At 68.4% G+C, this 25,001-nt stretch carries 25 protein-coding genes and 1 pseudogene; 14 read left to right on the forward strand and 12 right to left on the reverse strand.

Annotation, left to right across the window (positions count from 1 at the left end; translation table 11 throughout):
- Positions 1-35: 35 nt before the first annotated feature.
- From wrbA to AC3IRM_RS12895, 3 genes are all read left to right on the forward strand, one after another.
- Positions 36-629 (forward strand): NAD(P)H:quinone oxidoreductase, encoded by a 594-nt coding sequence (gene wrbA, locus AC3IRM_RS12885; protein ID WP_489203496.1) that lies wholly within the window; start codon positions 36-38, stop codon positions 627-629.
- Positions 626-982: a DUF2069 domain-containing protein gene (locus tag AC3IRM_RS12890; RefSeq protein ID WP_489203497.1), complete on the forward strand. Its 357-nt coding sequence runs from the start codon at positions 626-628 to the stop codon at positions 980-982. The genes wrbA and AC3IRM_RS12890 overlap by 4 nt, the downstream gene beginning before the upstream one ends.
- Positions 983-1,056: 74 nt before the next feature.
- Positions 1,057-1,545: an asparaginase domain-containing protein gene (locus tag AC3IRM_RS12895; RefSeq protein WP_489205922.1), complete on the forward strand. Its 489-nt coding sequence runs from the start codon at positions 1,057-1,059 to the stop codon at positions 1,543-1,545.
- Positions 1,546-1,547: 2 nt separating this feature from the next.
- Here AC3IRM_RS12895 and AC3IRM_RS12900 read toward each other — a convergent pair whose 3' ends face one another.
- The 4 genes from AC3IRM_RS12900 to sufT form a co-directional block, all read right to left on the reverse strand.
- The gene (locus tag AC3IRM_RS12900; protein ID WP_489203498.1) at positions 1,548-1,997 is read right to left on the reverse strand and encodes a hypothetical protein; all 450 of its coding nucleotides are present in this window, start codon (positions 1,995-1,997) and stop codon (positions 1,548-1,550) included.
- Positions 1,998-2,082: 85 nt separating this feature from the next.
- Positions 2,083-4,401 carry a pre-peptidase C-terminal domain-containing protein gene (locus AC3IRM_RS12905; RefSeq protein ID WP_489203499.1) on the reverse strand — a complete coding sequence of 773 codons (2,319 nt, stop codon included), beginning with the start codon at positions 4,399-4,401 and terminating at the stop codon, positions 2,083-2,085.
- A 134-nt stretch (positions 4,402-4,535) separates the two neighbouring features.
- Positions 4,536-6,269 carry a S8 family peptidase gene (locus AC3IRM_RS12910; RefSeq protein ID WP_489203500.1) on the reverse strand — a complete coding sequence of 578 codons (1,734 nt, stop codon included), beginning with the start codon at positions 6,267-6,269 and terminating at the stop codon, positions 4,536-4,538.
- 460 nt (positions 6,270-6,729) lie between these two features.
- Entirely contained in the window at positions 6,730-7,281 is a 552-nt protein-coding gene (gene sufT / locus AC3IRM_RS12915; RefSeq protein ID WP_489203501.1) for a putative Fe-S cluster assembly protein SufT, read from the reverse strand.
- 142 nt (positions 7,282-7,423) lie between these two features.
- Between sufT and AC3IRM_RS12920 the strand changes: the two genes are divergently transcribed.
- Entirely contained in the window at positions 7,424-7,804 is a 381-nt protein-coding gene (locus tag AC3IRM_RS12920; RefSeq protein ID WP_489203502.1) for a hypothetical protein, read from the forward strand.
- 12 nt (positions 7,805-7,816) lie between these two features.
- Here the strand turns inward: AC3IRM_RS12920 and AC3IRM_RS12925 are convergent, their stop codons facing one another.
- Together AC3IRM_RS12925 and AC3IRM_RS12930 are read right to left on the reverse strand one after the other, a co-directional pair.
- Entirely contained in the window at positions 7,817-9,205 is a 1,389-nt protein-coding gene (locus AC3IRM_RS12925; RefSeq protein ID WP_489203503.1) for an NAD(P)(+) transhydrogenase (Re/Si-specific) subunit beta, read from the reverse strand.
- Positions 9,206-9,248: 43 nt separating this feature from the next.
- Entirely contained in the window at positions 9,249-9,548 is a 300-nt protein-coding gene (locus tag AC3IRM_RS12930; RefSeq protein ID WP_310150697.1) for an NAD(P) transhydrogenase subunit alpha part 2, read from the reverse strand.
- A 136-nt stretch (positions 9,549-9,684) separates the two neighbouring features.
- On the opposite strand from AC3IRM_RS12930, the gene AC3IRM_RS12935 reads away from it, so the two are divergent.
- Genes AC3IRM_RS12935 through AC3IRM_RS12945 form a run of 3 tightly spaced genes read left to right on the forward strand, consistent with a single transcriptional unit; the run spans position 9,685 to position 11,122 of the window.
- On the forward strand, positions 9,685-10,296 hold the full coding sequence (locus AC3IRM_RS12935) for an RNA polymerase sigma factor (RefSeq protein WP_489203504.1): 612 nt from the start codon (positions 9,685-9,687) through the stop codon (positions 10,294-10,296).
- Positions 10,293-10,676, forward strand: coding sequence for a hypothetical protein (locus AC3IRM_RS12940; RefSeq protein WP_489203505.1), 384 nt, complete (start codon positions 10,293-10,295; stop codon positions 10,674-10,676). Before AC3IRM_RS12935 ends, AC3IRM_RS12940 begins: the two co-directional genes overlap by 4 nt.
- Before the next feature lie 2 nt (positions 10,677-10,678).
- Entirely contained in the window at positions 10,679-11,122 is a 444-nt protein-coding gene (locus tag AC3IRM_RS12945; RefSeq protein ID WP_489203506.1) for a DUF3106 domain-containing protein, read from the forward strand.
- A gap of 132 nt (positions 11,123-11,254) precedes the next feature.
- Here the strand turns inward: AC3IRM_RS12945 and AC3IRM_RS12950 are convergent, their stop codons facing one another.
- The 3 genes from AC3IRM_RS12950 to AC3IRM_RS12960 form a co-directional block, all read right to left on the reverse strand.
- Positions 11,255-12,367 (reverse strand): NAD(P) transhydrogenase subunit alpha, encoded by a 1,113-nt coding sequence (locus tag AC3IRM_RS12950; protein ID WP_489203507.1) that lies wholly within the window; start codon positions 12,365-12,367, stop codon positions 11,255-11,257.
- 86 nt (positions 12,368-12,453) lie between these two features.
- Positions 12,454-14,580 carry a DUF1631 family protein gene (locus AC3IRM_RS12955; protein ID WP_489203508.1) on the reverse strand — a complete coding sequence of 709 codons (2,127 nt, stop codon included), beginning with the start codon at positions 14,578-14,580 and terminating at the stop codon, positions 12,454-12,456.
- Positions 14,581-14,659: 79 nt separating this feature from the next.
- Positions 14,660-16,996, reverse strand: a complete 2,337-nt coding sequence (locus tag AC3IRM_RS12960) for a DUF1631 family protein (RefSeq protein WP_489203509.1) — start codon at positions 16,994-16,996, stop codon at positions 14,660-14,662.
- Between the two features lie 71 nt (positions 16,997-17,067).
- Between AC3IRM_RS12960 and AC3IRM_RS12965 the strand changes: the two genes are divergently transcribed.
- Genes AC3IRM_RS12965 through AC3IRM_RS12975 form a run of 3 tightly spaced genes read left to right on the forward strand, consistent with a single transcriptional unit; the run spans position 17,068 to position 19,218 of the window.
- Complete coding sequence (locus AC3IRM_RS12965) at positions 17,068-17,661, forward strand: nitroreductase family protein (RefSeq protein ID WP_489203510.1); 594 nt, start codon at positions 17,068-17,070, stop codon at positions 17,659-17,661.
- Positions 17,658-18,614: a 5'-3' exonuclease gene (locus AC3IRM_RS12970; RefSeq protein ID WP_489203511.1), complete on the forward strand. Its 957-nt coding sequence runs from the start codon at positions 17,658-17,660 to the stop codon at positions 18,612-18,614. Before AC3IRM_RS12965 ends, AC3IRM_RS12970 begins: the two co-directional genes overlap by 4 nt.
- 58 nt (positions 18,615-18,672) lie before the next feature.
- Positions 18,673-19,218, forward strand: coding sequence for an NUDIX hydrolase (locus AC3IRM_RS12975; protein WP_489203512.1), 546 nt, complete (start codon positions 18,673-18,675; stop codon positions 19,216-19,218).
- Between the two features lie 21 nt (positions 19,219-19,239).
- Here the strand turns inward: AC3IRM_RS12975 and AC3IRM_RS12980 are convergent.
- From AC3IRM_RS12980 to prmC, 3 genes and pseudogenes are all read right to left on the reverse strand, one after another.
- Positions 19,240-19,449 (reverse strand): annotated as a pseudogene (locus AC3IRM_RS12980) (alkylphosphonate utilization protein); the annotation flags it as partial.
- Positions 19,450-19,550: 101 nt separating this feature from the next.
- Positions 19,551-20,492: a prolyl aminopeptidase gene (gene pip, locus AC3IRM_RS12985; protein ID WP_489203513.1), complete on the reverse strand. Its 942-nt coding sequence runs from the start codon at positions 20,490-20,492 to the stop codon at positions 19,551-19,553.
- A gap of 35 nt (positions 20,493-20,527) precedes the next feature.
- Positions 20,528-21,379: a peptide chain release factor N(5)-glutamine methyltransferase gene (prmC, locus tag AC3IRM_RS12990; RefSeq protein ID WP_489203514.1), complete on the reverse strand. Its 852-nt coding sequence runs from the start codon at positions 21,377-21,379 to the stop codon at positions 20,528-20,530.
- 60 nt (positions 21,380-21,439) lie between these two features.
- Between prmC and AC3IRM_RS12995 the strand changes: the two genes are divergently transcribed.
- From AC3IRM_RS12995 to ahpF, 4 genes are all read left to right on the forward strand, one after another.
- On the forward strand, positions 21,440-22,303 hold the full coding sequence (locus AC3IRM_RS12995) for an alpha/beta hydrolase (RefSeq protein ID WP_489203515.1): 864 nt from the start codon (positions 21,440-21,442) through the stop codon (positions 22,301-22,303).
- Positions 22,300-22,485, forward strand: coding sequence for a hypothetical protein (locus tag AC3IRM_RS13000; RefSeq protein WP_489203516.1), 186 nt, complete (start codon positions 22,300-22,302; stop codon positions 22,483-22,485). The genes AC3IRM_RS12995 and AC3IRM_RS13000 overlap by 4 nt, the downstream gene beginning before the upstream one ends.
- 163 nt (positions 22,486-22,648) lie before the next feature.
- A complete protein-coding gene (gene ahpC / locus AC3IRM_RS13005) occupies positions 22,649-23,212 on the forward strand; it encodes an alkyl hydroperoxide reductase subunit C (RefSeq protein ID WP_159679990.1) in 564 nt (187 codons plus the stop codon).
- Between the two features lie 183 nt (positions 23,213-23,395).
- On the forward strand, positions 23,396-24,979 hold the full coding sequence (gene ahpF, locus AC3IRM_RS13010; RefSeq protein WP_489203517.1) for an alkyl hydroperoxide reductase subunit F: 1,584 nt from the start codon (positions 23,396-23,398) through the stop codon (positions 24,977-24,979).
- The last annotated feature ends 22 nt before the right edge of the window (positions 24,980-25,001 follow it).

The following is a 25,001-nucleotide window of genomic DNA, read 5'->3' on the forward strand; positions in this document are numbered from 1 at the left end:
ACTCCGCACACCCCTCTTCGCACACAGGCGCCGCCATGCCCGACATCCTCGTCCTCTACTACAGCCGCAACGGATCGGTCGCCCGCCTCGCAAAACAGATCGCGCGTGGCGTCGGCGAAGTCGAGGGCATGCAGGCGCGGCTGCGGACGGTACCGCCGGTCGCGGCGATCACCCAGCAGGCGGCGCCACCGGTGCCCGACGACGGCGCGCCCTATGTGGAGCGCGAGGATCTGGCCGAATGCACCGGCCTGCTGCTCGGCAGCCCCACGCGGTTCGGCAACATGGCCGCGCCGCTGAAGCATTTCCTCGATGGACTGGGCGCCGAATGGGCCAGCGGCACGCTGGTCGGCAAGCCCGCCGGTGTCTTCACCTCGACCGCCACGCAACACGGCGGCCAGGAAGCGACGCTGCTGACGATGCTCGTGCCGCTGCTGCACCACGGCTGCGTGATCGCCGGCATCCCCTACACCGAGCCGGCACTGACGACCACGCGCAGCGGCGGTACGCCGTACGGCGCCAGCCACGTCGCCGGCCAGCAGGACGACCCGCAGCCGACCGAGGACGAAGCCGTGCTCGCGCGCGCGCTCGGCCGGCGCATCGCCAGCCTCGCCGCGAAGCTCGGCGCATGAGCGATCTGCGGCCACCCGCCACCCGCGTGCTGGCGACCTCGCTGGTGTTGATCGCGGCGCTGTACGCAGCCTGGTACCGCAACGATGCGCACTTCGGTGCGGCCCTGCTGGTCTTCGTGCTGCCGCCGCTGCTGCTGCTCGCCGGCGTGCTGCTGCGCCGGCCGAGCGCGCCGCTGTGGTCCGGCATCGCCGCGCTGTTCTGGTTCTCGCATGGCGTGATGTACGCCTGGTCGCATCCGGAACTCGGCCTGTGGGCGTGGGCCGGGATCGCGCTGTCGCTGGCGGTCGTGTTCTCGGCCAGTCTGCCCGGCATGCGCGCACGCTTCTCGAAGCGCCGTCCGCCCGCGGACTGAAGAACACCCGGGACGCGTCGGGCATCGCCGCCGGTATCATGGGCGGCCCGCTTCACCGCCAGGACCGCATCACGATGGACGAGCTGCTGATCGTCACCACCGGTGGCACGATCGACAAGATCTACTTCGACGACAAGTCGGACTTCCAGGTGGGCGATCCGCAGATCGGACGCATGCTCGAGGAACTGGGCGTCGCGTTCCGCTTCCGGGTGATTCCGATCATCCGCAAGGATTCGCTGCACATCAACGACGAGGACCGCGAACTGATCCGCGCGACCATCGCCGCGCAGCCCGCGAAGCACGTACTGCTCACCCACGGCACCGACTCGATGGTCGAAACCGCCAACGTGCTGTCGTCGATCGCCGACAAGACCATCGTGCTGACCGGGGCGCTGAGCCCGGCGCGGTTCCGCGGCTCGGACGCGGAGTTCAACATCGGCACCGCCGTCGGCGCCGTGCAGTCCAAGCCGCCGGGCGTCTACGTGGCGATGAACGGCCGAATCTGGGATCCGCTGAAAGTCCGCAAGAACGTCGAAGCCAACCGGTTCGAACCGCTGGGCTGAGTTCAGTCGACCGTGGGCCCGCGCATCGGCATGTCGGTGCCCGGACCGATCGACATGCGCGCGTCGGGTTCCGCGTACTCGACGTCGGGGTCGGCGTTGAGCGCATCGAGCAGCCGCTGCGATTGGGCGGCATCGAGTGTGGGATCGATCGACACGACATCGGCACCGACGGCGAGCCGGCGCAGCCATGTCACCTTGCCGGGCATGCCCTTGGCATCCACGAGACCCGCGCCGCGCGCGCTTCCGGCGATGCGATCGGCGACCAGCGCCGGGTCGCGTTCCGGCGCGCTGCCGGGTGCGTATCGGACGATGAAACGCTGTTGCATGGCGGTGACCTCGCTGGACGTGGTGGCGGGCGGATCGCCGCCCATCGCGCACCCCGAAAGCAGCAGGGCCGTGACGAAAAACGCGGCGCCGAAGCGCCGCGCGATCTCATGATGGAATCGATGCATGGCGGTCTCCGCGGTACACGCCGGTGCGTGCGACGCAGCGATGATGCCTTCACCCCCGGCATGCCAGGGGTGAACGCGTCGGCCGCTACCAGGTCGCGACCAGCGAGGCACCGCTGAAGGTCGCGTAGGCGTTGACCAGCACGTGGTACGTGCCCGCCGGCGGATTGCTGACGGTGCAGGTCTCGGTGTTGCCGCTCGCCCACGAACGGCAGTCGAACGTCGAGGTGGTCGGCTGGGCGCCGGCACGGACGTAGAGATCCGCGTCGCCCGTGCCGCCACTCAGGGCGACGCGCAGGCTGCTGGTACCGGCCGGCACCTGGATCGTCCAGAACTGCTGGCTGCCCGTCGCGCCACTCAGGCCGGTCACCGGTACGCCGTTCAGCAGACCGCCATCGCCACCACCCTCGCTCGGGGGGTTGTGACGCGCCTGCACGCTGACGTTGGCGAATGCGGAGATGCCGACCACCTTCACGTAGTAGGTGCCGGCTTCGACGTTGGCGATGCGCACCACTTCATTGTTGCCCGGACGCTGCGAGATGAAGTCGTAGGCATCGGCCTGCGGCTCTGCGTCCTGGCTGACATAGAGGGTGACGTTGCCGCTGCCGCCCGAGGTCGTGATGGTCAACGGACCGCTGACGTTCTCGGGCACGGTGATGCTGTACAGCAGCGTGTCACCCGCCGCACCCGACAGACCCGGGACGGGCGTGCGGTTGGTCAGCTCGGTCGCATCCGGCGTGAGGTCGCCCACTTCCACCTGCTGGGTACGGGTGCGGGTATTGCCCGCGTCGTCGGTGACGGTCAACGCCACCGAGTAGACCCCGGGCGCGTCGTAGGTCTTGACCGGGTTGGCGTCGGTCGACGTGGTGCCGTCACCGAAGGCCCAGGCATGCCCGACGATCTCGCCGTCGTCGGTCGAGGTATCGGTGAAGGTCACGGTCAGGGTGTCGTTGTCGACGCTGAACTCGAACCCGGCCACCGGCACGCCCGGGGTGCCGCCGCCGTCGGCACCGATGGTGTCGACGAACGCATCACCCGTGCCTGCGGCATCGAGCCAGTCGCTCAGGCGTGTGGCTGCCGTGCCGCCGCCGGTCCACGACGTGAACAGACGACCGTACCAGTCGACGTGATCGTCGCCGGTCGTCGAACACGAGGCGTAGCCGCCATGCAGCTGGCCGATTACGCGCCCTTCGGGGCTGTAGATCGGCGAACCCGACGAACCGCCTTCGGTGGTGCCGCGCTGGTTCCACTGCACCCACAGATGCGTGTTGCCGCTGTTGCCGAGGTAGCCCTCGACGCGCAGCGGATTGTCGGAGTGCGTGATGCGCTTCTCGGCGACGCGCGGATGATGGATGCCGGTCGCGCCCGCCGGGGCCAGATCGCGACGGTCCCAGCCCGACCAGCTCAGGTTGAACGCCGGGTCTGCGGCGTCGTCGAACTCGAGCAGGGTGAAATCGGACGGCGCGTAGGTCGCGCGGACCACCGCGCCGGTCTGGTTCTGCGCCAGGCTGCCGTCGCCATTGGCGCCGCTCTCGGGGCTGCCGGGCGTGCGGCAGGTCGAGTTCTGGTAGTTCCAGTAGACGACGATGCTGGCCGCCGCGTCGGCGGTGCCCATCTGGCAGTGGTTGGCGGTCAGGAAGTACATCTTCCGGTCGCCGGCGGTGTTGTTGACCAGCGAGCCGCTGCAGTATTCGACGCCGAAACGCGTGTAGGCGCCGACGGACGGAATTTCGTCGCGGAAATCGTCGCCGTCCGGGCACACCACGTCGACATTGCAGCTGCCCGACACGCCCTTGGTCTGTGCGAGCGCGCCTTCGCGGGCAAGACGGCCGAAGCCCAGGTAATCATGGTTGACGCTGCTCAGACGCAGCTTGAGTTCGCCGACCCGCGCCTTCGGCACGACCACTTCGACGACCGCGTTGTCGCCCGGCACCAGCGGCGTCCACAGGCTGCCGCTCGTCTTGTTGTCGGCAGCGGTGAACGCGCGGATCGCTTCGGGATTGGCGTTCCTGTCCAGGCCCTCGGGATAGATCAGCAGACGCGCGCCTTCCGGCAGGTGGAACTCGGAGAACCCGAAGTTCAACGACAGCGCGTCCTTCGATTCCACGCGCAGGCGCCACACCAGATTGCCGCCCGCGATCTCGTCCCAGTCACCGGAATTGTTCGGCGTGAGGTTCACGGCGTGCGGCGTCGCGAACCGGATCGGGCGCTGGCCCATGGCGCGGTCCTGCCGCGCGTCCTCGGCGCGCAGACGCGCGGCATCGACGGCCGGCATGCGCTTGAGTTCGACCGTCTGTTCGGCCGGCAGGCGGTTGTCGAATGCGGCCGGCCGCGCGTCGCGCGTCGCCGCCGCGGCCGCACCGACCGACAGCGTGCCGGCGGTGATGCAGGCGATGAGTGTCTTCATCCTGTTCTCTACCCCTCGTTGGTGACCAGAAAAACGGAGCACACCGCGTGCGGCGTGCTCCGCCGGCGGCGGGCATCACGATCACGATGCCCGCTGCCTGCCCTTCCTTCCCCCGAACTTTCCCCGCTTCGCCCTCAGTTGTGGCTGGCGCGCAGCGTCACGCCGGAGAACGATGTGTAGCCGCGGACGAGTACGTGGTACGTGCCCGCCTGCGGCGTCGCGAACGAGCAGCTCTCGGTGTTGCCGGTGCGGTACGGCCGGCAGTCGTAGGTCGACGTGGTCGGCGCACTGCCGCGGCGCACGTACAGATCGGCATCGCCGCTGCCACCCGAGATCGCGATGACCAGGTTGCGCGCGCCCGACGGCACGGTGAACGTCCAGGTCTGCGCGCTGTTGGCCGCGCCCGATACGCCGGTGACCGGCACGCCGTTCTGCAGACCGCCGGTGCCCGGGCCCGGGTCGGGATTCGGCACGGTACCGCCGGTTGCGGCCGCAACCGCGGCAGCGGCGTCGACGATGCCGGCGCCGATCGGCTGCGACGGCGTCGACGGGAACGCACGCGCGGTGCTGGTCAGCAGGGTCTTGATCTGCGCCGGTGTCTTGGCCGGATTGGACACCGACTGGATCAGAGCGACGACGCCGGCGACGTGCGGTGCCGCCATCGAGGTGCCGTCGTAGGTCGCGTAGCTCTCGCTGCCCGGCGTGGTCTGGCCGCTGTTGAGCGTGGAGACGATGCCCGAGCCCGGCGCCGAGATCGTGATGCCGGCGCCGTAGTTCGAGAAGCTCGATCGCGCGCCGGTGCTGGTGTTCGACGCGACCGCGATGACGTTGCTGCAGTTGGCCGGCGAGAAACCAGACACATTGGCGTTGCTGTTGCCCGCGGCGATGACAAGCGTGGTGCCGCGGCCGACCGCGCCGTTGATCGCGCTCTGCATCGCGTTGCCGCAGGCGCCGCCGCCGCCGAGGCTGAGGTTGATGACCTCCGCCGGGTTGGCATTCGCCGGCACACCGCTCACGGTCCCGCCCGACGCCCAGATCACCGCATCGGCGATGTCGGAGTCGTAGCCGCCACCACGTCCGAGGACGCGGACCGGCACGACCTTCGATTCGGGCGCGGTGCCCGCGACGCCGACGCCGTTGTTGGTGACCGCCGCCACGGTGCCGGCCACGTGGGTGCCGTGCCAGCTGGAGGCGCGGCCGCCGGAGAAGTCGCCGGGATCGCTGGGATCCGCGTCGCGGCCACCGCCATCGCCCGCCACCGTGGGATCGATGATGAAGTCGTAGCCGGGCAGGATGTTCGCGTTGAGATCGCTGTGGTTGGCAATGCCGGTATCGAGCACCGCGACCACGGTGCCCGCGCCCTTCGTGACGTCCCAGGCCTGCGTGGCGCGGATGCCGCCGGGGCCGGTGCCGAACCCGTACTGCTGGCTGAAACGCGGATCGTTCGGCGTCCAGAACACCTGGTTGAGCTTGTCGACTTCGACGAATTCGACATTCGGATCGGCAGCGATCTGCCGCATCAGCGACTCTGCGTCCGCGCGGTCGAGCTTGCGGCTGGTCCGCACGACATCGGCGCCCAGCGTCATGCGACGGACATGTTCAAGACGCAGCTGCTTGCCGCCGCCACTGACCGCGATCCGGCCGGCGGATGCGCGCAGCGCGGTGTCGATCGCCGCCGGATCGGCCTGCACGGTCGACCCGTCGCGGTACTTCACGATGAAGCGGTCATGGGTGTCGGCGGACTGGAGGCCGCTGAGGTTGAGCCGCTCCGTCGCATTGAGTGACAGCGGCGCGAGCGCCGCGAGCGCGAGGGACGTGGCGGCGACGAGCAGGCGACGGCGCGGCGCGTGACGCAGATGATTCGACATCCGATAACCCCCAAAGCAGTGGGTGAACCGCGCGGCGGCGGCAGATCGGGAGCCGTCGCTACCGTCTTGATTCCCGGCAACGCTGACTCCGCAGAGAACGCGGACGTGACAAAACTGACCGCAAACTGACGCTACGCGACAGCGCGGCCGGTTCGCAACGCAGGAAAGCGTTAATTTTTCATGAATAATGGCGAAACCCGTCACATATTGACGATTTGGGTCATGAGTCCGGGGGCCAAACGCACGCTGAATGGAGCGGGGCGATCGCGGCCGGTCGGGCATCCCTCCCGTTCGCGCACTTGCGTTGACACCGGACGACAGCAGGCGCGCCGGCGCACCCGCGAACGCAGCGGTTCGCAGGGTCGATTCAGTGGCTTGGGAACGGCCTCACGCGGCCGGGGCGATGACGCGAGGCGCCGGCTTCGATACGGCTGACGCGGCGAACAGTCCGTCGAACGGGTCAGAGCATGCCGGTTTCGAGGCGCGCGGCTTCCGACATCATCGAGCGGTTCCACGGCGGGTCGAACACGAGCTCCACATCGGCCTCGACGACCGTGGGGATCAACTCCAGCTTGCTGCGCACGTCATCGACGAGGATGTCGCCCATGCCGCAGCCCGGCGCCGTCAGGGTCATCTTGACCTCGAGCCGGCGCTGACCATCGTCGGTCGGCTGCACGTCCGCTTCGTAGATCAGCCCGAGATCGACCACATTGATCGGGATTTCCGGATCGAAACAGGTCCGCAACTGGTTCCAGACCATGCGCTCGACCGCGGCATCGTCCGCGCCGTCAGGCAGTTCGAGGGGCACCGGCGGTTCCTTGCCGATCGCATCGGCATCGCGACCGGCGATGCGGAACAGATTGCCCTCCACGAACAGCGTGTAGCTGCCGCCGAGCGCCTGGGTGATGTAGCCGGCGCTGCCCGCAGGCAGGGTCACGTGCTCGCCAGCCGGCACGAGGACGGCGGCGCAATCGCGCTCGAAACGGACGGGTTCGCTGCTGCGGGAGTACATAGGACCATCAGATGGTGGCCAGGGGCGGCCACGACAAGTGCTGTCATTGTATCGCCGCGCGCCGGTATGCTGGCCGGCCGTTTCCGCGATGCAGCCTTCCATGCCGCCAAGGCACCACCCCCAGGGCGCTCGGCGCTGGCCGATGGCAACCGCTCTGCTGCTGCTCGGCAGCTTCGGGATCGCGGCCGCCTGGATCCTGCTTGCCGATGCGCGCGGCACCCAGACGAGCTGGATGGCGGTCATCGCGGCATTCGATGCGGCCTGGCTGCTGCGTCTGGCCCGCGCGCGCCCCGGCCTGGCCCGCGCGCTCGTCGGCATGGCGGCGACCGTGCTGGCCATCGTGGTGGCGAACTTCGGCATCGTCGCCGCCCAGCTCGCGCGCCCGATGGGCATGCTGCCCTGGGAATCCGCCCTCAAGCTCGGGCCGCAGCACGCCTACACGCTGGCGACGCTGGCCAACGCCCCGGTCGATCTGGCCTGGATGGGCGCCGCGATCGTCATTGCCGCGGTGGCGTCACGCTGACGCGCCGGCGGCTCAATGGCCGCCGTCGAGCGCCTTGAGTTCCGCGACCAGCGCGCCCGCGGCTTCGGCCCCGTCGCCGTAGAGCATGCGGGTGTTGTCGGCGTAGAACAGCGCGTTCTCGATGCCGGCAAAGCCCGTGCCCTTGCCGCGTTTGATCACCACGACGCTCTTCGCCAGCACCACGTCGAGGATCGGCATGCCGTAGATCGGGCTCTGCGGGTCGGTCTTCGCCACCGGGTTGACCACGTCGTTGGCACCGATCACCAGCACCACGTCGGTGTTCGGAAATTCCGGATTGACGTCGTCCATGTCGACGATCAGGTCGTAGGGCACGCCGGCCTCGGCCAGCAGCACGTTCATGTGTCCCGGCATGCGGCCGGCGACCGGGTGGATCGCGAAGCGCACTTTGACCCCGCGTTCGACCAGGCGCTGACTCAGCTCCCAGATCTTGTGCTGCGCCTGGGCCACGGCCATGCCGTAGCCGGGCACGATCACGACGCGCTCGGCATACGCCATCAGCGCGGCGACATCGGCCGCTTCGATCGGTTTCTGGCTGCCTTCGATCGCAGCCGCGGGGCCGCCGGCGCTGAAACTGGAGAACAGCACGCTGGCGATCGAACGGTTCATCGCCTTGGCCATCAGCCGGGTCAGCAGCATGCCGGCCGCGCCGACCATGGTGCCGGCGATGATCAGCGCCTCGTTGCCGAGCACGTAACCCTCGAAGGCGACTGCCAGGCCCGTCAGCGCGTTGTAGAGCGAGATCACCACCGGCATGTCGGCGCCGCCGATCGGCAGCGTCATCAGCACGCCCAGCGCCAGGGCCAGCACGAAGAACACGACGATCGCCGGCATACCGAGTGCGTGCACGATCAGTCCGCCGGCAACCAGCGCGCCGACGAGCACCGCCAGATTGAAAAGCTGCTGGCCGGGGAACACGTAGCGCTTGTCCATGCGCCCGTCGAGCTTGGCCCAGGCGATCACCGAACCCGACAGCGCGATCGCACCGATCAGCGCGCCCAGCACCGCGAGTACCAGCGACAGCCGCGCCGGCGCTGCGCCGGCCGCCGACCAGCGCAGCAGCTCGACCGCCCCGATCGCCGCGGCCGATCCGCCGCCCAGGCCGTTGTAGAGCGCGACCATCTGCGGCATGTCGGTGATCGCGACCTTCTTGCCGGAGATCCATGCGAGCCCGGTGCCGAGCGCGATCGCCACCAACATCAGGCCGATGTTCGCCAGCCCCGGGACGAAGAACGTGGCCACCGTCGCCAGCACCATGCCGACACCGGCCCACTGGATGCCCGAACGCGCGGTACGCGGCGAGGCCATTCGCTGCAGGCCCAGCAGAAACAGCGTCGCGGCGATGAAATAGCAGGCAGCGACGAGCCACTGCAGGCCGCTCATGCGATGCGTCCCGTACGCACCAGAGCCGGACGGCAAGCGGCCATCACTCCGGCTTCCCCGGCCGGCCCGACGGCTTGAACATCTCCAGCATCCGCTCTGTCACCACATAACCGCCGGCGGCGTTGCCGGCCCCCATCAGCACGGCGATGAAGCCGATGACCTTCTCCAGCGTGGTATCGGCATGGCCGAGCACCAGCATCGCGCCGATCAGCACGATGCCGTGGATGAAGTTCGAACCCGACATCAGCGGGGTGTGCAGGATCACCGGCACCCGCGAGATGATCACGTGGCCGGCAATCGCCGCCAGCATGAAGATGTACAGCGCCACGACACCATCGATCATTCCGATTCCCCGGGTCCGTCGTCCGCATCATAACCGCCGTTGAACGGCGCGCCAGCCGCGCGGCGCACACCACGTCAACCGCCGCTCCGGGCACGCGTTGACCTGTGCACACCCCGCCACTGGCGACGACCCGACGATGGATGGCAGCCACTTTCCCGACCCGCATGCGCACATCGCGCACGGTAGGCTTGGCGACGTGACCGACTCCTCCGTCGCGGCCGACGCCGCCATTCCCGTGCAGCCGACAACGCTGGAAGGCTTTCTCGCCAGCGTCGAACGCCGCGCCTTCCGCTTCGCCGAACTCGGCCTGCGCCATCGCGAAGACGCGCTGGACGCGGTCCAGGACGCGATGATCAAGATGCTCGGCTATCGCGACCGTCCGCCATCGGAATGGACACCGCTGTTCTGGACCGTGCTGCGCAGCCGGATCATCGATGTGCAGCGGCGGCGCACGTTCCGGCTGAGCTGGCTCAGCGATGCGCGCATGCCCGACGGGGAAGAAATCGACTGGGCAGATGCCGGCCCGGACCCGGCCCGCAACCACGACGGACGCGAGGCCTGGGGGCGATTGACGGAGGCATTGCGGCAGCTGCCACGGCGCCAGCGCGAAGCGTTTTCGCTGCGCGTGCTCGAAGAGTTCGATGTCGAGACCACCGCCCGCATCATGGGATGCGGCGAGGGTTCAGTGAAAACCCATCTGTTCCGCGCCCGCGAGGCGCTGCAGAAGCACCTGGAGGAATTCCGATGAACAGGCCTCACGACCCGCAGGACGATGCCGCACTGCGCGCGCTCTACCGCCAGGCGCAGGACACGATCACGCCCGCGACCACCGCGCGCCTGCATAGCGCACGGCACGCCGCCGCCCAGGGCGCTGCGCCCGCACGTCGCGGGTGGGGCCTGCCGTTGGCGACCGGCTTCGCCGCGGTGTTCGCACTCGCCATCGGCGCGCGCATGCTGATCCCCGGTGTGGATGCGCCGGCGCAGACCGCAACGCCGGTCCTGGCGGCAGCCGACTCGGCCGCGCATCTCGATGAAGGCGTGGATGAGGCACTGGCCGGTTACGACGAATCCCCCGATTTCTATCGCTGGCTCGCTGCCAACGAATCCACCCTGCTTGCCGTGGAATGACCATGTCCCTGACCCGTACCTTTCTCCTCGCCGCGGCACTGCCGGTGCTGCTTTTGTGCGACAACGCCGCGCTGGCCCAGTCCGCGCCATCGCCCACGTGGGACCAGCTCACGCCCGCGCAACGCGAACAGCTGATCGGCCCGGTGCGCGAGCGCTGGAACGGCGCCAGCGCCGAGGAACGCAGCCGCATGCTCGAGCACGCGCGACGCTGGCAATCGATGACGCCGGCCGAGCGCGCAGAAGCGCGCCACGGCATGCACAGCTGGAAGCAGTTGCCGCCCGATCAACGCGAGGAAGCGCGCGCGCTCTATACCAAACTGCGCACGCTGCCGGACGCCGAGCGCGAAGCCCTGCGCGAGCGCTGGAAGCAGATGACGCCCGAACAGCGCCGCCGATGGGCCGCGGAAAACCCGGCTCCGCCGCGTCGCGAATCGCGCGGCCCCTGATCGGCGCCGGCTGAGAATCGCGCGGGCATCCTCACCACGCGATGCCATCCGAAGGCCGGGAAGAGCACAGCAAAACCGGCGGTTCGATAAAGCGCTGCCGCACTCCGGAGATCCGGCCGCGTTGCAGCGACCTCAGGCTGCAGCGCCCCGCGCTGCGGCCCGCGCCGGCCACACCGTCTTCGCCAGCAGCTCATCGCTCCAGTCCGGCGCCAGCGCACCATCGACCAGCAGCAGCTGGACGAAATTGAAGACGTTGCGCGCGAACATTTCGCTGGCATGCGTGGCGCCCATCGACGCGAGATCCAGTGGTCCGGCGACGACGACGCCGCCGACATCGATCGTCTCTCCCGGCCGCGTGACCTCGCAGTTGCCGCCGCTCTCCGCCGCCAGATCGACGATCACACTGCCCGGGCGCATGCCGGCGACCATGGCCGCGGTGACGATCTTCGGCGCGGGCCGCCCCGGCACCGCCGCCGTGCAGACGACGACGTCGATGCCCCGGAGGTGATCGCCGAGACGTTGCTGCTGTTCGGCACGCTCGTCGTCGGTCAGCGCGCGCGCGTAACCGCCCTCGCCTGCCGCACTGACGCCCAGATCGAGAAAGCGACCGCCCAGCGATTCGATCTGTTCGCGCGTTTCCGGGCGCACGTCGAAGCCCTCGACCTGCGCGCCGAGGCGCTTCGCGGTCGCGACCGCCTGCAGACCGGCAACGCCGGCGCCGACGATCAGCACCTTCGACGGCCGGATCGTACCGGCCGCGGTCGTCAGCATCGGAAAGAAGCGCGGCGCCAGCTGCGCGCCGATCAGCACGGCCTTGTACCCCGCCATGCCGGCCTGCGAACTGAGTACGTCCATCGATTGCGCGCGTGTCGTGCGCGGCAGACGTTCGAGCGGAAACGCGATCAGGCCGCGCGCGACGATCGCCTCGCCACGTGCAGCATCGGCTTCCGGCTGCAGCACGCCGACCAGCGTCGCACCGGGGTCGAGCTGCTGCAGGCACTCGATCTCCGGCGGACGCACGCACAGCACGACAGCCGCACCGGACAACGCCGCGTGCGCATCGTCGACCAGGGCCGCGCCGGCATCGGCATACGCGTCATCGGAAAAATGGGCGGCACTGCCGAGTCCGCGCTCGACGCGCACCTGCGCGCCGGCCGCCACGAGCTTCTTGCAGGTCTCAGGCGTCAGTGCCACGCGCCGTTCGCCCACCGCGGTCTCACGCGCAACGCCGATCGTCACCGCCATCGACCTCGTCCTCTGCCCTGGGAGTCCACCCCATCCTAGGGTATGTCGCCCGTCGTAGCGCACACACCCCGTAGCGCCGTAGCGGGTCAGCCCAGGCTCGCCTGCGCGGCGAGCGTGGACAGCGCCTGGGATACCGCACCGCCGCCGGGACGTGCCTGCAACTGTCCAGCCTCGATCATCGCGTGCAGTTCCGCCGGCATCAGCAGCCACTCGCGTGCGCCGGTCGCGTTGACCAGCAGGCAGGCCCCACTGAGGGAACTACGCCAGGCCAGGCGCAGCGTGCGTGCCGCACCTGCGCCTGCGGGCTGGACGAAACGCTGTCCTTCCGCAAACGTGGTATCTGCCAGGCCGGCCTGTGGATCCGCATCGTCGGACAGAAGCGGCGCGTCCTCGCCGGTCGGCAGGGAGGGCTCATGCATCTTTCGGAGCGTGGGGCTGGCGTGTTCTGCAACCAGGCCGGCCAGACGCGTTTCGGTCGCATCCGCATCGTCGCCCGACTGCGCGCAACAGTCACGCAATGCGGGCAGGATGCCGAGGAGACGATCTGCCACAGCACTGCCGCCATCGTTGGCGGCCAGCCCGTCCGATTCGACCAGGGCGTCACCGAGCGACAGCACCTCGCGATAGCGATCGGACGTTTCTCCATCGCGCAGCCATGACTGCGCCAGGGCCCGGCGCCATTCGGTGTCCAGGAAGCCGGCGACCGAAGGCAGCAGCGGGCGCCCTTGGAGTCGTCGCGTCACTTCGAGCCGCGCCTGCCGCCGCGCCGCATCGAGACGCTCGCGACCGCGCAGCGCCTGCCAGGTGCGACGCTCGACAGCTTCCGCGCGGCGGCGGCCCGCGGCGAGCGCGCCATCGATCTGCGCGAGCTGGGCGGGAAACACCCGGCCATCGCCGTGCGGAGAGTCAAGCACCGCGTCGGCGGCGCGATCGGCGAGTGCCTGCGCTTCGACCGACTGCGGATCGTCCGAATCGACGCCGTCCCACAACTCCACCAGTGCCGACAGCAGCTGCATCGCAGGCGGCGACGACGGTTCGAAGAGATGTGCATCCTCGAGCGCAAGATGCAGCCAGACCACCGAGAGAAGCGCGAGACGTTCAAGCGCATCGGGCGCGAGCTGGTGGCGGGCGGCGAGCAGATCGAACAGCGCGCCCACCAGAATCAATGCCTCGTCCTGTTCACCGTCGAAAGCGACCGCGTGGCGATCAATGCCGAGGCCGGAGGCAACCGCATACAGGCCCTCTCGCAGACGGATCGCATGGCTCTCGCCAGGTGGCAGGCGGCGTTCGGACTGCAGCAAGGCGAGCGTGGACAGGAATTCGTCGCGACGGAAACTCCGTTCCGCAGCGTCCAGCTCGGCGCGCCGCGCATCGCGCTGACGCCGTGCATGGCGACGGAGCAGATTGCCGCGTGGCGCGTCAGTGCGCACCGCGGGGGATACGCCGGTTCCCGCTTGCGCCACCGCATTGCCCTGCTCCCAGATCCGGGTCTTGTTGGCCGGCAGCGCGTCGGTGGATCCGCCGAGCCCCGCAATCAGGGCCGCATGGTCACTGTCTCCAGCCAAGGCACAACCGGCTTCGGCCAGACGCGTATTGCACCAGGCATAGAGCGCACCCAGCTCGGCATCGAGCAGTGCTTCATGCCGACGCAGCAGGGACGCACGCAAGCGGCGACCGCAATCGCCGGCCTCGAACGCACGCAGAAAGCAGTCGACCAGAAAACGCGAGGCCAAGGGATTGGACGGCCGGCCGCGGTAATGCAACCGACCGGCCAGCGTGTGCAGTCGACGATCGATGATGTCGCGCACGCTCTCGAAGCGCCGGTCGAGTGCCTCTGCCACCGGCTGGCCGATCAACTGCGCCTGCAGTTCATCGTCCGAAAGCAGGGAAAACGCGCTGCGTGCATGGGTGACCGGCGGTTCGGGCCAGGCGGCGAACACCTCGCCCATCGCCTTCTGCCAGCGGAGTTCATGCTGGATGAGTTCAGCGGCGAGCACCGTCAGGCTGGTGAGATCTTCCGCATCCTCATCGTGCCCCGGAGCATCCGGCGGTGACTCGTCGGCGGTACGCTGCAGTCGCGCCCGTTCGGAACGCAAGGCCTCGCCGAGCAGCGGCATCAGACGCGCGGTGACCTCCCGGCGGATGCTTTCCATCAGCTGCGCGGGCGTATCCGCCCGCGAGGCATCGCCCGGTCCCTGTGTCGACACGGGCATCGCGCCCACTCCGTCCCTCGAATGATCGCGAGACAATAACGCAAGCGCTGTCGACGCGTCTTAACGCACCTGCGCCGTGTCAGGCAGTCGCTGCGTCGCTGGCAGGGTCGTTCGCGGCGTTGAGCTGCTGCCACAGCTGCTTCATCGCCTCGTCGAACGGCGCATCGACCGCGCGCACCACCGCACGACCGGAGCCGACCAGCGCCGCCAGTTCCTCGGGCGAGACGACCATCCGACGGATGCCGCGGCGGTTCACGATCAGCAGGCGATGGGTCAGCGGGCTGATCCATGCGATACGCGCCGCGGACTCGCGGCCGTTGTTGTCGACCAGGCGCAACCACTGACCGACGCGCAACTGACGCATGCGCGCGGCGATGGTCGGATCGAAGCCAAGCCCCTCATGACCGCCGGCGAGGCGCAACGCAGGATCTGGCGCGTCCTGCTCGATATCGGGCGACTGCGGCGCATGCACGCTGCGCGGTGTATCCGGCAGCGCCAGCGCGGCGATGATTCGCGCCACCGCATCGCGAGCAGCGTTCGCATCGAGGCCACAGCTGGAATAGCACTCGGCCAGCGGCACCTGCAGCGCGAGCAGTTCGTCGGCGACCGCGGTGCCCAGCGCGTGCGCGGCATCGAAGTCGACCTGGACCATGGCATCGCCGACTCCGATCGCGGCGAGGTGACGCGCCGAATCCGGTCCATCACGCAACCAGGTCTGGGTGAGGTGGTGGCGCCAATGGCGATCGAGGAAGAATGCGACCGCCGCAGTGAGCCGACGCTCGGACAGGCGCGAGGCGACCATGTCATCGACGCTGCGGCGCGCCTGCTGCAACCGCTCGCGGCCATGGATGGCCTCGGCCGCGCGTCGCTCCGCGACGTCTGCCCGTCGCCGCTGCTGGTCGAGCCGCTCGCGCAGCTCGGCTGCGGCCAGTTCAAACACGGCCTGATCGCTTTCATATTCATCCACGACACGATCGACCACCCGACCCGCCTGGTCCAGCAGATCGCGATCCTGCGGCGTATCGCCGATGTTCCCGTCGCATGCCTCGGTCACCGCGTCGAGCAAGCGGCGCGCGGGGTGCGCACGCTGGTTGAACATCGAGTCGTCGGTCAGCGCGACCTTGACGTAAGGCATCACCAGTCGACCGTAGATATCGCGCGCCTGCAACAGCAGATCGTTGGCATCGAACAGCGCCTGGAACAGGATGCCGACCAGATCGATCGCATCTTCGTCCTCACTGCTCAGCGGTGTCTGCTCGGTGTCCACGCCCAGCTCGCGCAACCCCCGCAGTAGTTCGTCACGGATTACGTCACCAAGGCGGCGACGGTCATCGCCCACGAGCGCGCGGGCGAACGGCGCGGAATCGTCACCCTGCAGCATCCGCGCGACACTCAAGAGCTGCGACATGTCCAGTACCGGGCCGCCTGCACCGTCAGCACCCGTATCGGCGGCGGCGCCATGCGCACGATGTTCGCGCCACTGATGCAGTTGCTCGCGCACCAGATCGCGGTACCCCCGCGGGGCGTTCGCGCCGGCAGGTACATGCCCATGCGTCGCCAGCACATCCATCAGACCAGCCGATAACGGCCCATAAGCCAGCGCTTCCGCACCCCCGGCCTCGGCAGCACTTTCGGACTCCGTGTGCGCCACCACCCCTCCATCGGGCACCCAGCCTTCTCCGGCGGCGTCGCGGCGAGTGGAGCGCGCCGGGCCGGCGTTAAACGTGGCCGATCGCGTTGCAACGTGCGGCGAGACGGCGACCGGGCCGATCCCTGCCGCGTCCAGCGACGCATTGGCCCGGGCGTAGACGTCGCTCAGAATGCCCGGCAGACGCTTGTCGAGCTGGTTGAACACCATCGTACGCAAGCCGGCAGGCAATTCATCGGCCTTGAACAGGCGCATGAACGCCATGACCGGGACTTCCGGACGCAGCGGATTTGCATGCACGCCTTCAATGCCAAGACGCGCAGCCAACGCGTCCAGCCGGTCACCAAGAGCGGTCAGAGGATGTAGAAACTGATGGTCCATCAGCTCGATGATCTGCTGCGCGGCCAGATTCACTTCGAGCTCGCCTTCCGACATCAGCGACAGCCCGTCTGCCATCGGCGGCGCGGGACGGTCGGCCAGCCACTGGTCGAATTCGGTATCGATCGCCTTGCGAAATCGCGTCGCAAGTTCAAGCGCACGTTGGCTCAGATCCAGCACCGCCATGCGCTCGTCCTGCGCCACCATATAGTCGTGATGGGCGAGCGCGGCCAGCCGGACCTGCTCCTCGATCGCGCTCCAGAAGCCCGACAACACCCCGCCGAGCCCGGTCACGGCGTCGTGGCGCAGTGTCTCAAGCACGCGCGCGCCCTCGCGGGCATAGCCCGCGCGCGCGCCGGTGCCGCCGCCGATGTCGTGTTGATGCGTCATTGTGGAGGAGAGTCGGAGAAGGGCAGACTGCCCCGTGCATAAGATTCCGCAACCCGGGCGATAGATCTGTGATGAGATCCTCAAATACTGAACACGAGTCCCTCCAAATGCTGGACGCGCGCCGTTCCGTCCCCGCCAAGCAGCTCGGGGCCCCCGGTCCCGACGACGCGACCCTGTTGCGCATGCTGCAATCGGCGGTGCGCGTCCCCGATCACGGCAAACGAGTGCCGTTCCGTTTCTTGCGCATCGCCGGCGCCGATCGCGATACGCTCGGTGAGCGACTCTCGGCACGGTCACTTGCCCGCGATCCAGGGATCGGCGAAGGCGCACTGGACAAAGACCGACAGCGTTTCTCCCACGCGCCACTGGTGATCACCGTCGTCGCCGTGCTCGACCCCGACGACACCAAGATCCCCGAAGTCGAGCGCCTGCTGACGGCCGGCAGTGTCTGCTTCGCGCTGTTGCAGGCGGTACAGGCCCTGGGTTTCGGCGGATGCTGGCTGACCGGATGGCCTGCCTACGATGACGAGATCCTCGCCCTGCTCGGGCTCGGTCCCAACGAGCGCGTCGCCGGCTTCATCCATATCGGCACGCCGCGGATCGAGGCGCCGGAGCGCGATCGGCCGGATCCAGCCGCGTTGCTGACCGACTGGCACGCGCCGTGACCCTGCCGCCGCAGGCACTGCAGGCCACGCCAGCGCCGCCCACCGCGCCGCTCTACCTGATCGATGCCAGCCTCTACGTGTTCCGCGCCTGGCATTCGATGCCCGACGAATTCCGCGATGCCGACGGCTGGCCGACCAATGCCGTACATGGCTTCGCGCGCTTTCTCGCCGAGCTTGTCGAGCGGGCGAATCCGCAGTACATCGCGGTCGCGTTCGACGAAGCGCTCGACAGCTGTTTCCGCAACCGCATCTACCCGGCCTACAAGGCCAACCGACCACCCGCGCCCGACGAACTGCGTCGCCAGTTCGCGCACTGCAAGGCGCTGTGCAGCGCGCTCGGGTTCGTGGTTCTGGCCGATACCGAATACGAGGCCGACGATCTGATCGGCAGCGCGCTGCTCGCCGGGCGTGCGCGTGCGCATCACGGCGTGATCGTCTCGGCCGACAAGGACCTGTCGCAGCTGCTCGAGGGCGCGGACGAGCAGTGGGACTACGCGCGCGGCGTCCGCTGGACCGCGGCCGGCGTGCGCGACCGTCACGGTGTCGAAGCGCACCAGATCGCCGATTACCTCGCGCTGTGCGGCGACGCGGTCGACAACATTCCCGGCGTGCCCGGCATCGGCAACAAGACCGCCGCGAGCCTGCTGCACCATTTCCGCACGCTTGACGCGTTGCTGGAACGCAGCGACGAAATCCAGTTCCTGCGCTTCCGGGGCGCCGGCCAGGTGGGTCCGAAACTGCGTCAGCACGCCGAGGCCGCGCGCCTGTACCGGCAGCTGACGACGATTGCCTGCGATGCGCCGCTGGGCGAAGGCACCACCGGATTCGCGCGTCGCACCGGCGATACGGCAGCGCTGCATGCATTGTGCGAAGCCCTGCGTTTCGGCCCCCTCACGCGTCGTCGCCTGCATGCAGTCGCCGGCCTGGACTACGCGCCGCCCGCGATGGCCTGAGCGCGCGCTGTCGGTCGTCACCGCCGCGCGTTAGCATCGGCGCATGACGAATCCATCGATGCGCGAACACACTGAAGTCCTGTATCAGGGCGACTGGCTGCGGCTGGTGCGCCACGGCACATGGGAAGCCTGCGAACGCACGCACGGCGGCAACGGCATGGCCGTGCTGGTGATCGCGGTGACGCCCGACGACGAAGTGCTGTTTGTCGAGCAGTACCGCGTGCCGCTGGGCGCGCGCACGATCGAAATGCCTGCCGGCCTGGTCGGCGATGGCGGGTCCACCGATTCGCTGGAAGACGCCGCGCGCCGCGAACTGATCGAGGAAACCGGCTGGTCCGCCGGTCGAGTCGACGTGCTGCTGACCGGCCCGACCACCGCCGGCATGAGCAACGAGCGCGTCGCATTCGTGCGTGCACGCGAGCTGACGCGCGTCGGTGACGGCGGCGGCGTGGACGACGAAGCGATCATCGTCCACACCGTGCCCCGCGCCACCGCGCCGGCGTGGCTGATGCGCAAGCACGCGGAAGGTTTCGAGCTCGACCTCAAGCTCTGGGCCGGCTTGTGGATGGTCGACTTCAATCCGGACGGTTCGCCGGCAGATTGAGCTGCCGCAGGCGCGATCTGCTCAGGCCTTCTTGACGAACTCCGCCCGCAGCACCAGGCCCTTCACCTTCTCGACGTTGCATTCGATCAGGTCGGGGTCGTCGGTCAGGCGGATGTTTTTGGCCAGCGTGCCGCGCTTGAGCGTGACGCTGGTGCCCTTGACCTTGAGGTCCTTGATCACGGTGACCGCGTCACCGTCGGCGAGACGCGCGCCGTTGCTGTCCTTGACGACGAGTTCTTCTTCAGACATCGGTATTTCCTGTGCGCGACGGACCCGCCGTCGCGCATCGAGAAGGGAGATGACGTCGCCGCAGATCGACTGCGGCGCGTGCGTCAGGCGAAGCGGTCGGTCGCACGCACCAGCGCGTCGACGTTCTCGGCTTCGAACGCGGAGTGGCCCGACGCCGGGGTGACGACCAGCTCGGCCTTCGGCCAGACCTGGTGCAGATCGAACGCGCTCTGCACCGGACACACCACGTCGTAACGGCCGTGGACGATGACGCCGGGAATGTCGACCATGCGGTAGGCATCGCGCAGCAGCTGGTCGTCGACCTCGAAGAAACCCGCATTGGTGAAGTAGTGGTTTTCGATACGCGCGAAGGCCAGCGCGAACTGCGCATCGGCGTGGCTGTCGGCGAAATCGGCATCGACGTGCAGGAAACTCGTCGCGCCTTCCCATACGCTCCACGCGCGCGCGGCGGCCAGGCGGGTCGTTTCATCGTCACTGGTCAGGCGCTTGTGGAACGCGGCGATCAGGTCGCCACGCTCGGCCTCCGGAATCGCGGCAATGTACTGCTGCCAGGCTTCTGGAAACAGGCGCGAGGCGCCTTCCTGGTAGAACCACTCCAGCTCCCAGCGGCGCAGCATGAAGATGCCGCGCAGGATCAGTTCGGTGACCTGGCGCGGATGGGTCTGCGCGTAGGCGAGTGCCAGCGTCGAGCCCCAGGACCCGCCGAACACCTGCCAGCGGTCGATGCCCAGATGGGTGCGCAGGGTCTCGATGTCGGCGACGAGATCCCAGGTGCTGTTGTCGACGAGATCGGCGTGCGGCGTCGAACGCCCGGCGCCGCGCTGGTCGAACAGCACGATCCGGTACTTGGCCGGGTCATGGAAGCTGCGCATCTTCGGGCTGCAACCGCCGCCCGGACCGCCGTGCAGCAGCACCACCGGCTTGCCCTTCGGATTGCCGCACTGCTCGTAATAGAGCGTGTGGCGGTCGTCGACGGCGAGCATGCCGGTGTCGAAAGGCTCGATGGCGGGATAGAGCTGGCGCATGCGCGTGGATCCGGGAAAAACCGGCCGCCAGTCTATCAGCCGGCCTTTTGGACACCGGGCGCACGGCCCAGCGTCACGCGGTCGCGGGCCTCGAGATCGCACGCGGTCTCGACCTCGACGAGGCCTGCCTGTTCGAACAGCGCGCGCACTGCCGCCCCCTGCGCGAAGCCGTGTTCGACCAGCAGCCAGCCGCCGGGCAGGAGGTGCGCGAGCGCACCCGCGGCGAGAATGCGGATGGCATCCAGACCATCGGCACCCGACGACAGCGCCGCGGCCGGTTCGAACCGCAGATCGCCCTGTGCCAGATGCGGGTCCGCATCTTCGATGTAGGGCGGATTGCTGGCGATCACGTCGAAGCGCGCGCCGCCCAGCGGCGCATACCAGTCGCCGTGGGCGAAGCGCACATGTGGCACGTCCAGCGCTTGCGCATTCTCACGCGCGACCGAGAGTGCGTCGACGCTTGCATCGGTCGCCAGCACTGCGACATCCGGTCGCTCACGGGCGATCGCCAACGCGATCGCGCCGCTGCCGGTGCCGAGATCCGCGACGTGGGCGTCGCCCGCCGGCAACCGTGCCAGCGCGAGCTCCACCAGCAGTTCGGTTTCCGGCCGTGGGATCAACGTAGCCGGCGTCACCGTCAGATCGAACCCCCAGAACCCGCGCACGCCGGTCAGATAGGCGACCGGTTCACCGGCGGCGCGGCGCGCGACCAGCGCTTCGAAACGCTCGGGCACGCCATCAGGCGCGGGATCGCGTGCATGCGCGAAGAGCCACGTCTGCGAACGGCCGGCGGCATGCGCCAGCAGCCAGCGCGCGTCGACGGCATCGATGCGTCCGGCGGCATCGCGCAGCAATGCATCCAATGCGGGACTCGGATTCGTAATCATGATTTCACATCGTAGCCGGGCCCTGCCCGGGCATGGTGTCGCACCTCGAGGAGATCACCGATGCGCCGTTCGATCCACGCCTGTGTCGCCGCCACCCTCGCCCTGCTCGTTTCGGGCTGTCAGAGCGCGTTTTTCGGCTTCGTCAATCGCGACAGTACACAGCCGGATGCCACTGCGGTCTACGACACGACGCGCGGGCTGGCGCTGGACATCTACCGCCCGCAGAACGCGGCGCCCGATACGCCGGTGGTGCTGTTCTTCTACGGCGGTTCCTGGCAGTACGGCACGCGCGCGCAGTACCGCTTCGTCGGCAGCCGGCTGGCGCAGAACGGCGTGGTGGCCATCGTTGCGGATTACCGCACCTGGCCGGCCGCCGGCTTCCCGGCCTTCATGGGCGATGCCGCGCACGCGGTGCGCTGGACCGTCGACAACGCGGCCGAGTACGGCGGTGACCCGAAGCGCGTGTTCGTCGCGGGCCATTCCGCCGGCGCACAGATCGCCGCGCTGCTGGGCACGGACGCGCGGCACCTGGCCGCGGTCGATCTGAAACCTCAGGATCTGGCCGGTGTGATCGGCCTGTCGGGCCCCTACGACTTCGTGATCAGCGGCAAGCTCGAAGAGATCTTCGGTCCGCGCAGCCAATGGCCCGAAGCGATGGCGATGAAGTTCGTCGATGGCGACGAGCCGCCGTTCCTGCTGATCCATGGCGACGGCGATCGCACGGTCGACGTCGGCAACAGCCGCAAGCTGGACTTCGCGTTGCGCCGCAAGGGTGTGGACTCGACGCTGGAGATCATCTCGGGCGGCAATCATTTCGTCACCGCCGCGGCGTTCTACGACCCGGAGCGCGCCCCCGAGGTGCTGCCAGCGGTCCGGATGTTCATCGGTCTGGATCCGGCCGAGGCCGAATCACAGACAAAATGAAGGCGGCCGAAGCCGCCTTCAAAAATTCCGTGGACGTGTGGGAGGGAGGTACGGACACGGAATCCGATGTGCGGCCTTTTGGGCCGCTGGCACCGCGTGAAAACCGCTTCGCGGCGCCTGTTGACCCGATATTGCTGCAGCGCAACAGCGATTGCAAGCGGCAATGTAACCGTTTCCGGTGACACTATTCTGCGTTGATCCGCGCTCGGGAATTGATAGCCTCCACCTATCGATAGAATTCTTATAATCGATTTCCCATATCGATAGATGGCGCCTAATCTATGCGCAGCCGGATTCGCCGGCCGCGATTCCAAGTCGCACGCCTTCCCCCGTCCAGGAGCTTTCATGTCCCTCATCAACACCGAAGTCCAGCCGTTCAAGACCACCGCGTTCCAGAACGGCGAGTTCATCGAAGTCAGCAACGAGAGCCTCAAGGGCAAGTGGTCGGTCCTGATCTTCATGCCGGCTGCCTTCACCTTCAATTGCCCGACCGAAGTCGAGGACGCCGCCGACAACTACGCGCAGTTCCAGAAGCTGGGCGCCGAGGTCTACATCGTCACCACCGACACGCACTTCTCGCACAAGGTCTGGCACGAGACCTCGCCGGCCGTCGGCAAGGCCCAGTTCCCGCTGGTCGGCGATCCGACCCACCAGCTGACCCGCGCGTTCGGCGTGCACATCGAAGAAGCCGGCCTGGCCCTGCGCGGCACCTTCGTGATCAACCCCGAAGGCGTGATCAAGACCGTCGAGATCCACGACAACGCGATCGCCCGTGATGTCAGCGAGACCCTGCGCAAGCTCAAGGCCGCCCAGTACGTCGCCGCCAACCCGAACGAGGTCTGCCCGGCCAAGTGGAAGGACGGCGAGAAGACCATCGCCCCGTCGCTCGACCTCGTCGGCAAGATCTGATTGAACCACCCGACGGGGCTGACCATTGCGCCGTCTCCGCCCCCATCCCGCCCTATGCGGATGGGGGTGGACCGCAGCCGGCACCCTCCCCCGCCGGTTGCGGTCCACCCCTCTCCCCCGGTTCCGATGCGCCGCTTTGCCGGCGCGTCGCGGACGCCCCCACCCGTCGTCAGGAGCGTTGCCATGTTGGAAGCCGATCTCAAGGCGCAGTTGAAGGCCTATCTGGAGCGCGCGGTGCGCCCGATCCACATCGTCGCCTCGGTCGACGACGGCGCGAAGTCGCAGGAGTTGCTGTCGCTGCTCGAAGACCTCAAGGACGCGAGCCCGAAGATCACCGTCGACAGCACCGGTGACGACGCGCGCAAACCGTCGTTCGCACTGACCTCGCCGGATACGGACATCGACGTGCGCTTCGCCGGCCTGCCGATGGGTCACGAGTTCACCTCGCTGGTGCTGGCGCTGCTGCAGGTCGGCGGCCATCCGTCGAAGGCGGCCAAGGACACGATCGAGCAGGTCGCGGCCCTCGATGGCGACTACCTGTTCGAGACCTACTATTCGCTGTCGTGCCAGAACTGCCCGGACGTGGTGCAGGCGCTGAATCTTGCATCCGTGCTGAATCCGCGCATCCGCCACGTGGCGATCGACGGCGCGCTGTTCCAGGCGGAAGTCGAAACGCGCGAGATCATGTCGGTGCCGACGGTGTTCCTCAACGGCCAGAAGTTCGACCAGGGCCGCATGACGCTGGAGCAGATCGTCGCCAAGCTCGACACCGGCGCGGCGAAGCGCGAAGCCGCGAAAATCGCAGCGAAGAAGCCGTTCGACGTGCTCGTCGTCGGTGGTGGGCCGGCCGGCGCGGCCGCGGCGATCTACGCCGCGCGCAAGGGCATCCGCACCGGCGTGGCCTCCGAGCGGTTCGGCGGCCAGGTGCTGGACACCATGGCGATCGAGAACTTCATCTCGGTCAAGGAGACCGAAGGCCCGAAGATGGCCGCGGCGCTCGAGCAGCACGTGCGCGAGTACGACGTCGACGTCATGGACCTGCAGCGCGCGACGCAGCTGGTGCCGGCCGGCGATGACGGTCTGGTCGAGATCGCGCTCGAGAACGGCGCGTCGCTGAAGTCGCGCACCGTGGTGCTGTCGACCGGCGCGCGCTGGCGGCAGATGGGCGTGCCCGGCGAAGACCAGTACCGCAACAAGGGCGTGGCCTATTGCCCGCACTGCGACGGTCCGCTGTTCAAGGGCAAGCGCGTGGCGGTGATCGGCGGCGGCAATTCCGGTGTGGAAGCCGCGATCGATCTGGCCGGCATCGTCGCCCACGTCACCCTGATCGAGTTCGACGCGCAGCTGCGCGCCGACGAAGTGCTGCAGCGCAAGCTGCGCAGCCTGCCGAACGTGCGCATCGTGACCAGCGCGCAGACGACCGAAGTGCTCGGCGACGGCGCGAAGGTCAACGCGCTGGTCTACCGCGACCGGGTCGGCGGCGACAGCCACCGTGTCGAACTGGAGGGCGTGTTCGTGCAGATCGGTTTGCTGCCCAATACCGAGTGGCTCAAGGGCGTGGTCGCGCTGTCGCCGCGCGGCGAGATCATCGTCGACGATCGCGGCCAGACCTCGGTGCCCGGTGTATTCGCCGCTGGCGACGCGACGACGGTGCCCTACAAGCAGATCGTCATCGCGATGGGCCAGGGCGCGACGGCTGCGCTCAGCGCGTTCGACCATCTGATCCGCGTGCCGGTCGTCGAGACGGCCGAGGCCGAAGCGGCGTGATCCCGAGCGCGGCCCGCGTCCT

This window comes from Luteimonas sp. KH_071, from assembly GCF_057838005.1.

What these genes read in the sequence shown, in the direction of transcription:
- AC3IRM_RS12905 (WP_489203499.1), bottom strand. Translation starts at nt 4,401, where the DNA reads ATGAAGACACTCATCGCCTGCATCACCGCCGGCACGCTGTCGGTCGGT.
- AC3IRM_RS12900 (WP_489203498.1), bottom strand. Translation starts at nt 1,997, where the DNA reads ATGCATCGATTCCATCATGAGATCGCGCGGCGCTTCGGCGCCGCGTTT.
- AC3IRM_RS13000 (WP_489203516.1), top strand. Translation starts at nt 22,300, where the DNA reads ATGAAGGCGGCCGAAGCCGCCTTCAAAAATTCCGTGGACGTGTGGGAG.
- AC3IRM_RS12975 (WP_489203512.1), top strand. Translation starts at nt 18,673, where the DNA reads ATGCGCGAACACACTGAAGTCCTGTATCAGGGCGACTGGCTGCGGCTG.
- AC3IRM_RS12960 (WP_489203509.1), bottom strand. Translation starts at nt 16,996, where the DNA reads ATGACGCATCAACACGACATCGGCGGCGGCACCGGCGCGCGCGCGGGC.
- AC3IRM_RS12895 (WP_489205922.1), top strand. Translation starts at nt 1,057, where the DNA reads ATGGACGAGCTGCTGATCGTCACCACCGGTGGCACGATCGACAAGATC.
- AC3IRM_RS12930 (WP_310150697.1), bottom strand. Translation starts at nt 9,548, where the DNA reads ATGATCGATGGTGTCGTGGCGCTGTACATCTTCATGCTGGCGGCGATT.
- AC3IRM_RS12940 (WP_489203505.1), top strand. Translation starts at nt 10,293, where the DNA reads ATGAACAGGCCTCACGACCCGCAGGACGATGCCGCACTGCGCGCGCTC.
- sufT (WP_489203501.1), bottom strand. Translation starts at nt 7,281, where the DNA reads ATGTACTCCCGCAGCAGCGAACCCGTCCGTTTCGAGCGCGATTGCGCC.
- ahpC (WP_159679990.1), top strand. Translation starts at nt 22,649, where the DNA reads ATGTCCCTCATCAACACCGAAGTCCAGCCGTTCAAGACCACCGCGTTC.
- AC3IRM_RS12890 (WP_489203497.1), top strand. Translation starts at nt 626, where the DNA reads ATGAGCGATCTGCGGCCACCCGCCACCCGCGTGCTGGCGACCTCGCTG.
- wrbA (WP_489203496.1), top strand. Translation starts at nt 36, where the DNA reads ATGCCCGACATCCTCGTCCTCTACTACAGCCGCAACGGATCGGTCGCC.
- AC3IRM_RS12935 (WP_489203504.1), top strand. Translation starts at nt 9,685, where the DNA reads ATGGATGGCAGCCACTTTCCCGACCCGCATGCGCACATCGCGCACGGT.
- AC3IRM_RS12920 (WP_489203502.1), top strand. Translation starts at nt 7,424, where the DNA reads ATGGCAACCGCTCTGCTGCTGCTCGGCAGCTTCGGGATCGCGGCCGCC.
- AC3IRM_RS12955 (WP_489203508.1), bottom strand. Translation starts at nt 14,580, where the DNA reads ATGCCCGTGTCGACACAGGGACCGGGCGATGCCTCGCGGGCGGATACG.
- ahpF (WP_489203517.1), top strand. Translation starts at nt 23,396, where the DNA reads ATGTTGGAAGCCGATCTCAAGGCGCAGTTGAAGGCCTATCTGGAGCGC.
- AC3IRM_RS12910 (WP_489203500.1), bottom strand. Translation starts at nt 6,269, where the DNA reads ATGTCGAATCATCTGCGTCACGCGCCGCGCCGTCGCCTGCTCGTCGCC.
- AC3IRM_RS12950 (WP_489203507.1), bottom strand. Translation starts at nt 12,367, where the DNA reads ATGGCGGTGACGATCGGCGTTGCGCGTGAGACCGCGGTGGGCGAACGG.
- pip (WP_489203513.1), bottom strand. Translation starts at nt 20,492, where the DNA reads ATGCGCCAGCTCTATCCCGCCATCGAGCCTTTCGACACCGGCATGCTC.
- AC3IRM_RS12995 (WP_489203515.1), top strand. Translation starts at nt 21,440, where the DNA reads ATGCGCCGTTCGATCCACGCCTGTGTCGCCGCCACCCTCGCCCTGCTC.
- AC3IRM_RS12965 (WP_489203510.1), top strand. Translation starts at nt 17,068, where the DNA reads ATGAGATCCTCAAATACTGAACACGAGTCCCTCCAAATGCTGGACGCG.
- AC3IRM_RS12945 (WP_489203506.1), top strand. Translation starts at nt 10,679, where the DNA reads ATGTCCCTGACCCGTACCTTTCTCCTCGCCGCGGCACTGCCGGTGCTG.
- AC3IRM_RS12925 (WP_489203503.1), bottom strand. Translation starts at nt 9,205, where the DNA reads ATGAGCGGCCTGCAGTGGCTCGTCGCTGCCTGCTATTTCATCGCCGCG.
- prmC (WP_489203514.1), bottom strand. Translation starts at nt 21,379, where the DNA reads ATGATTACGAATCCGAGTCCCGCATTGGATGCATTGCTGCGCGATGCC.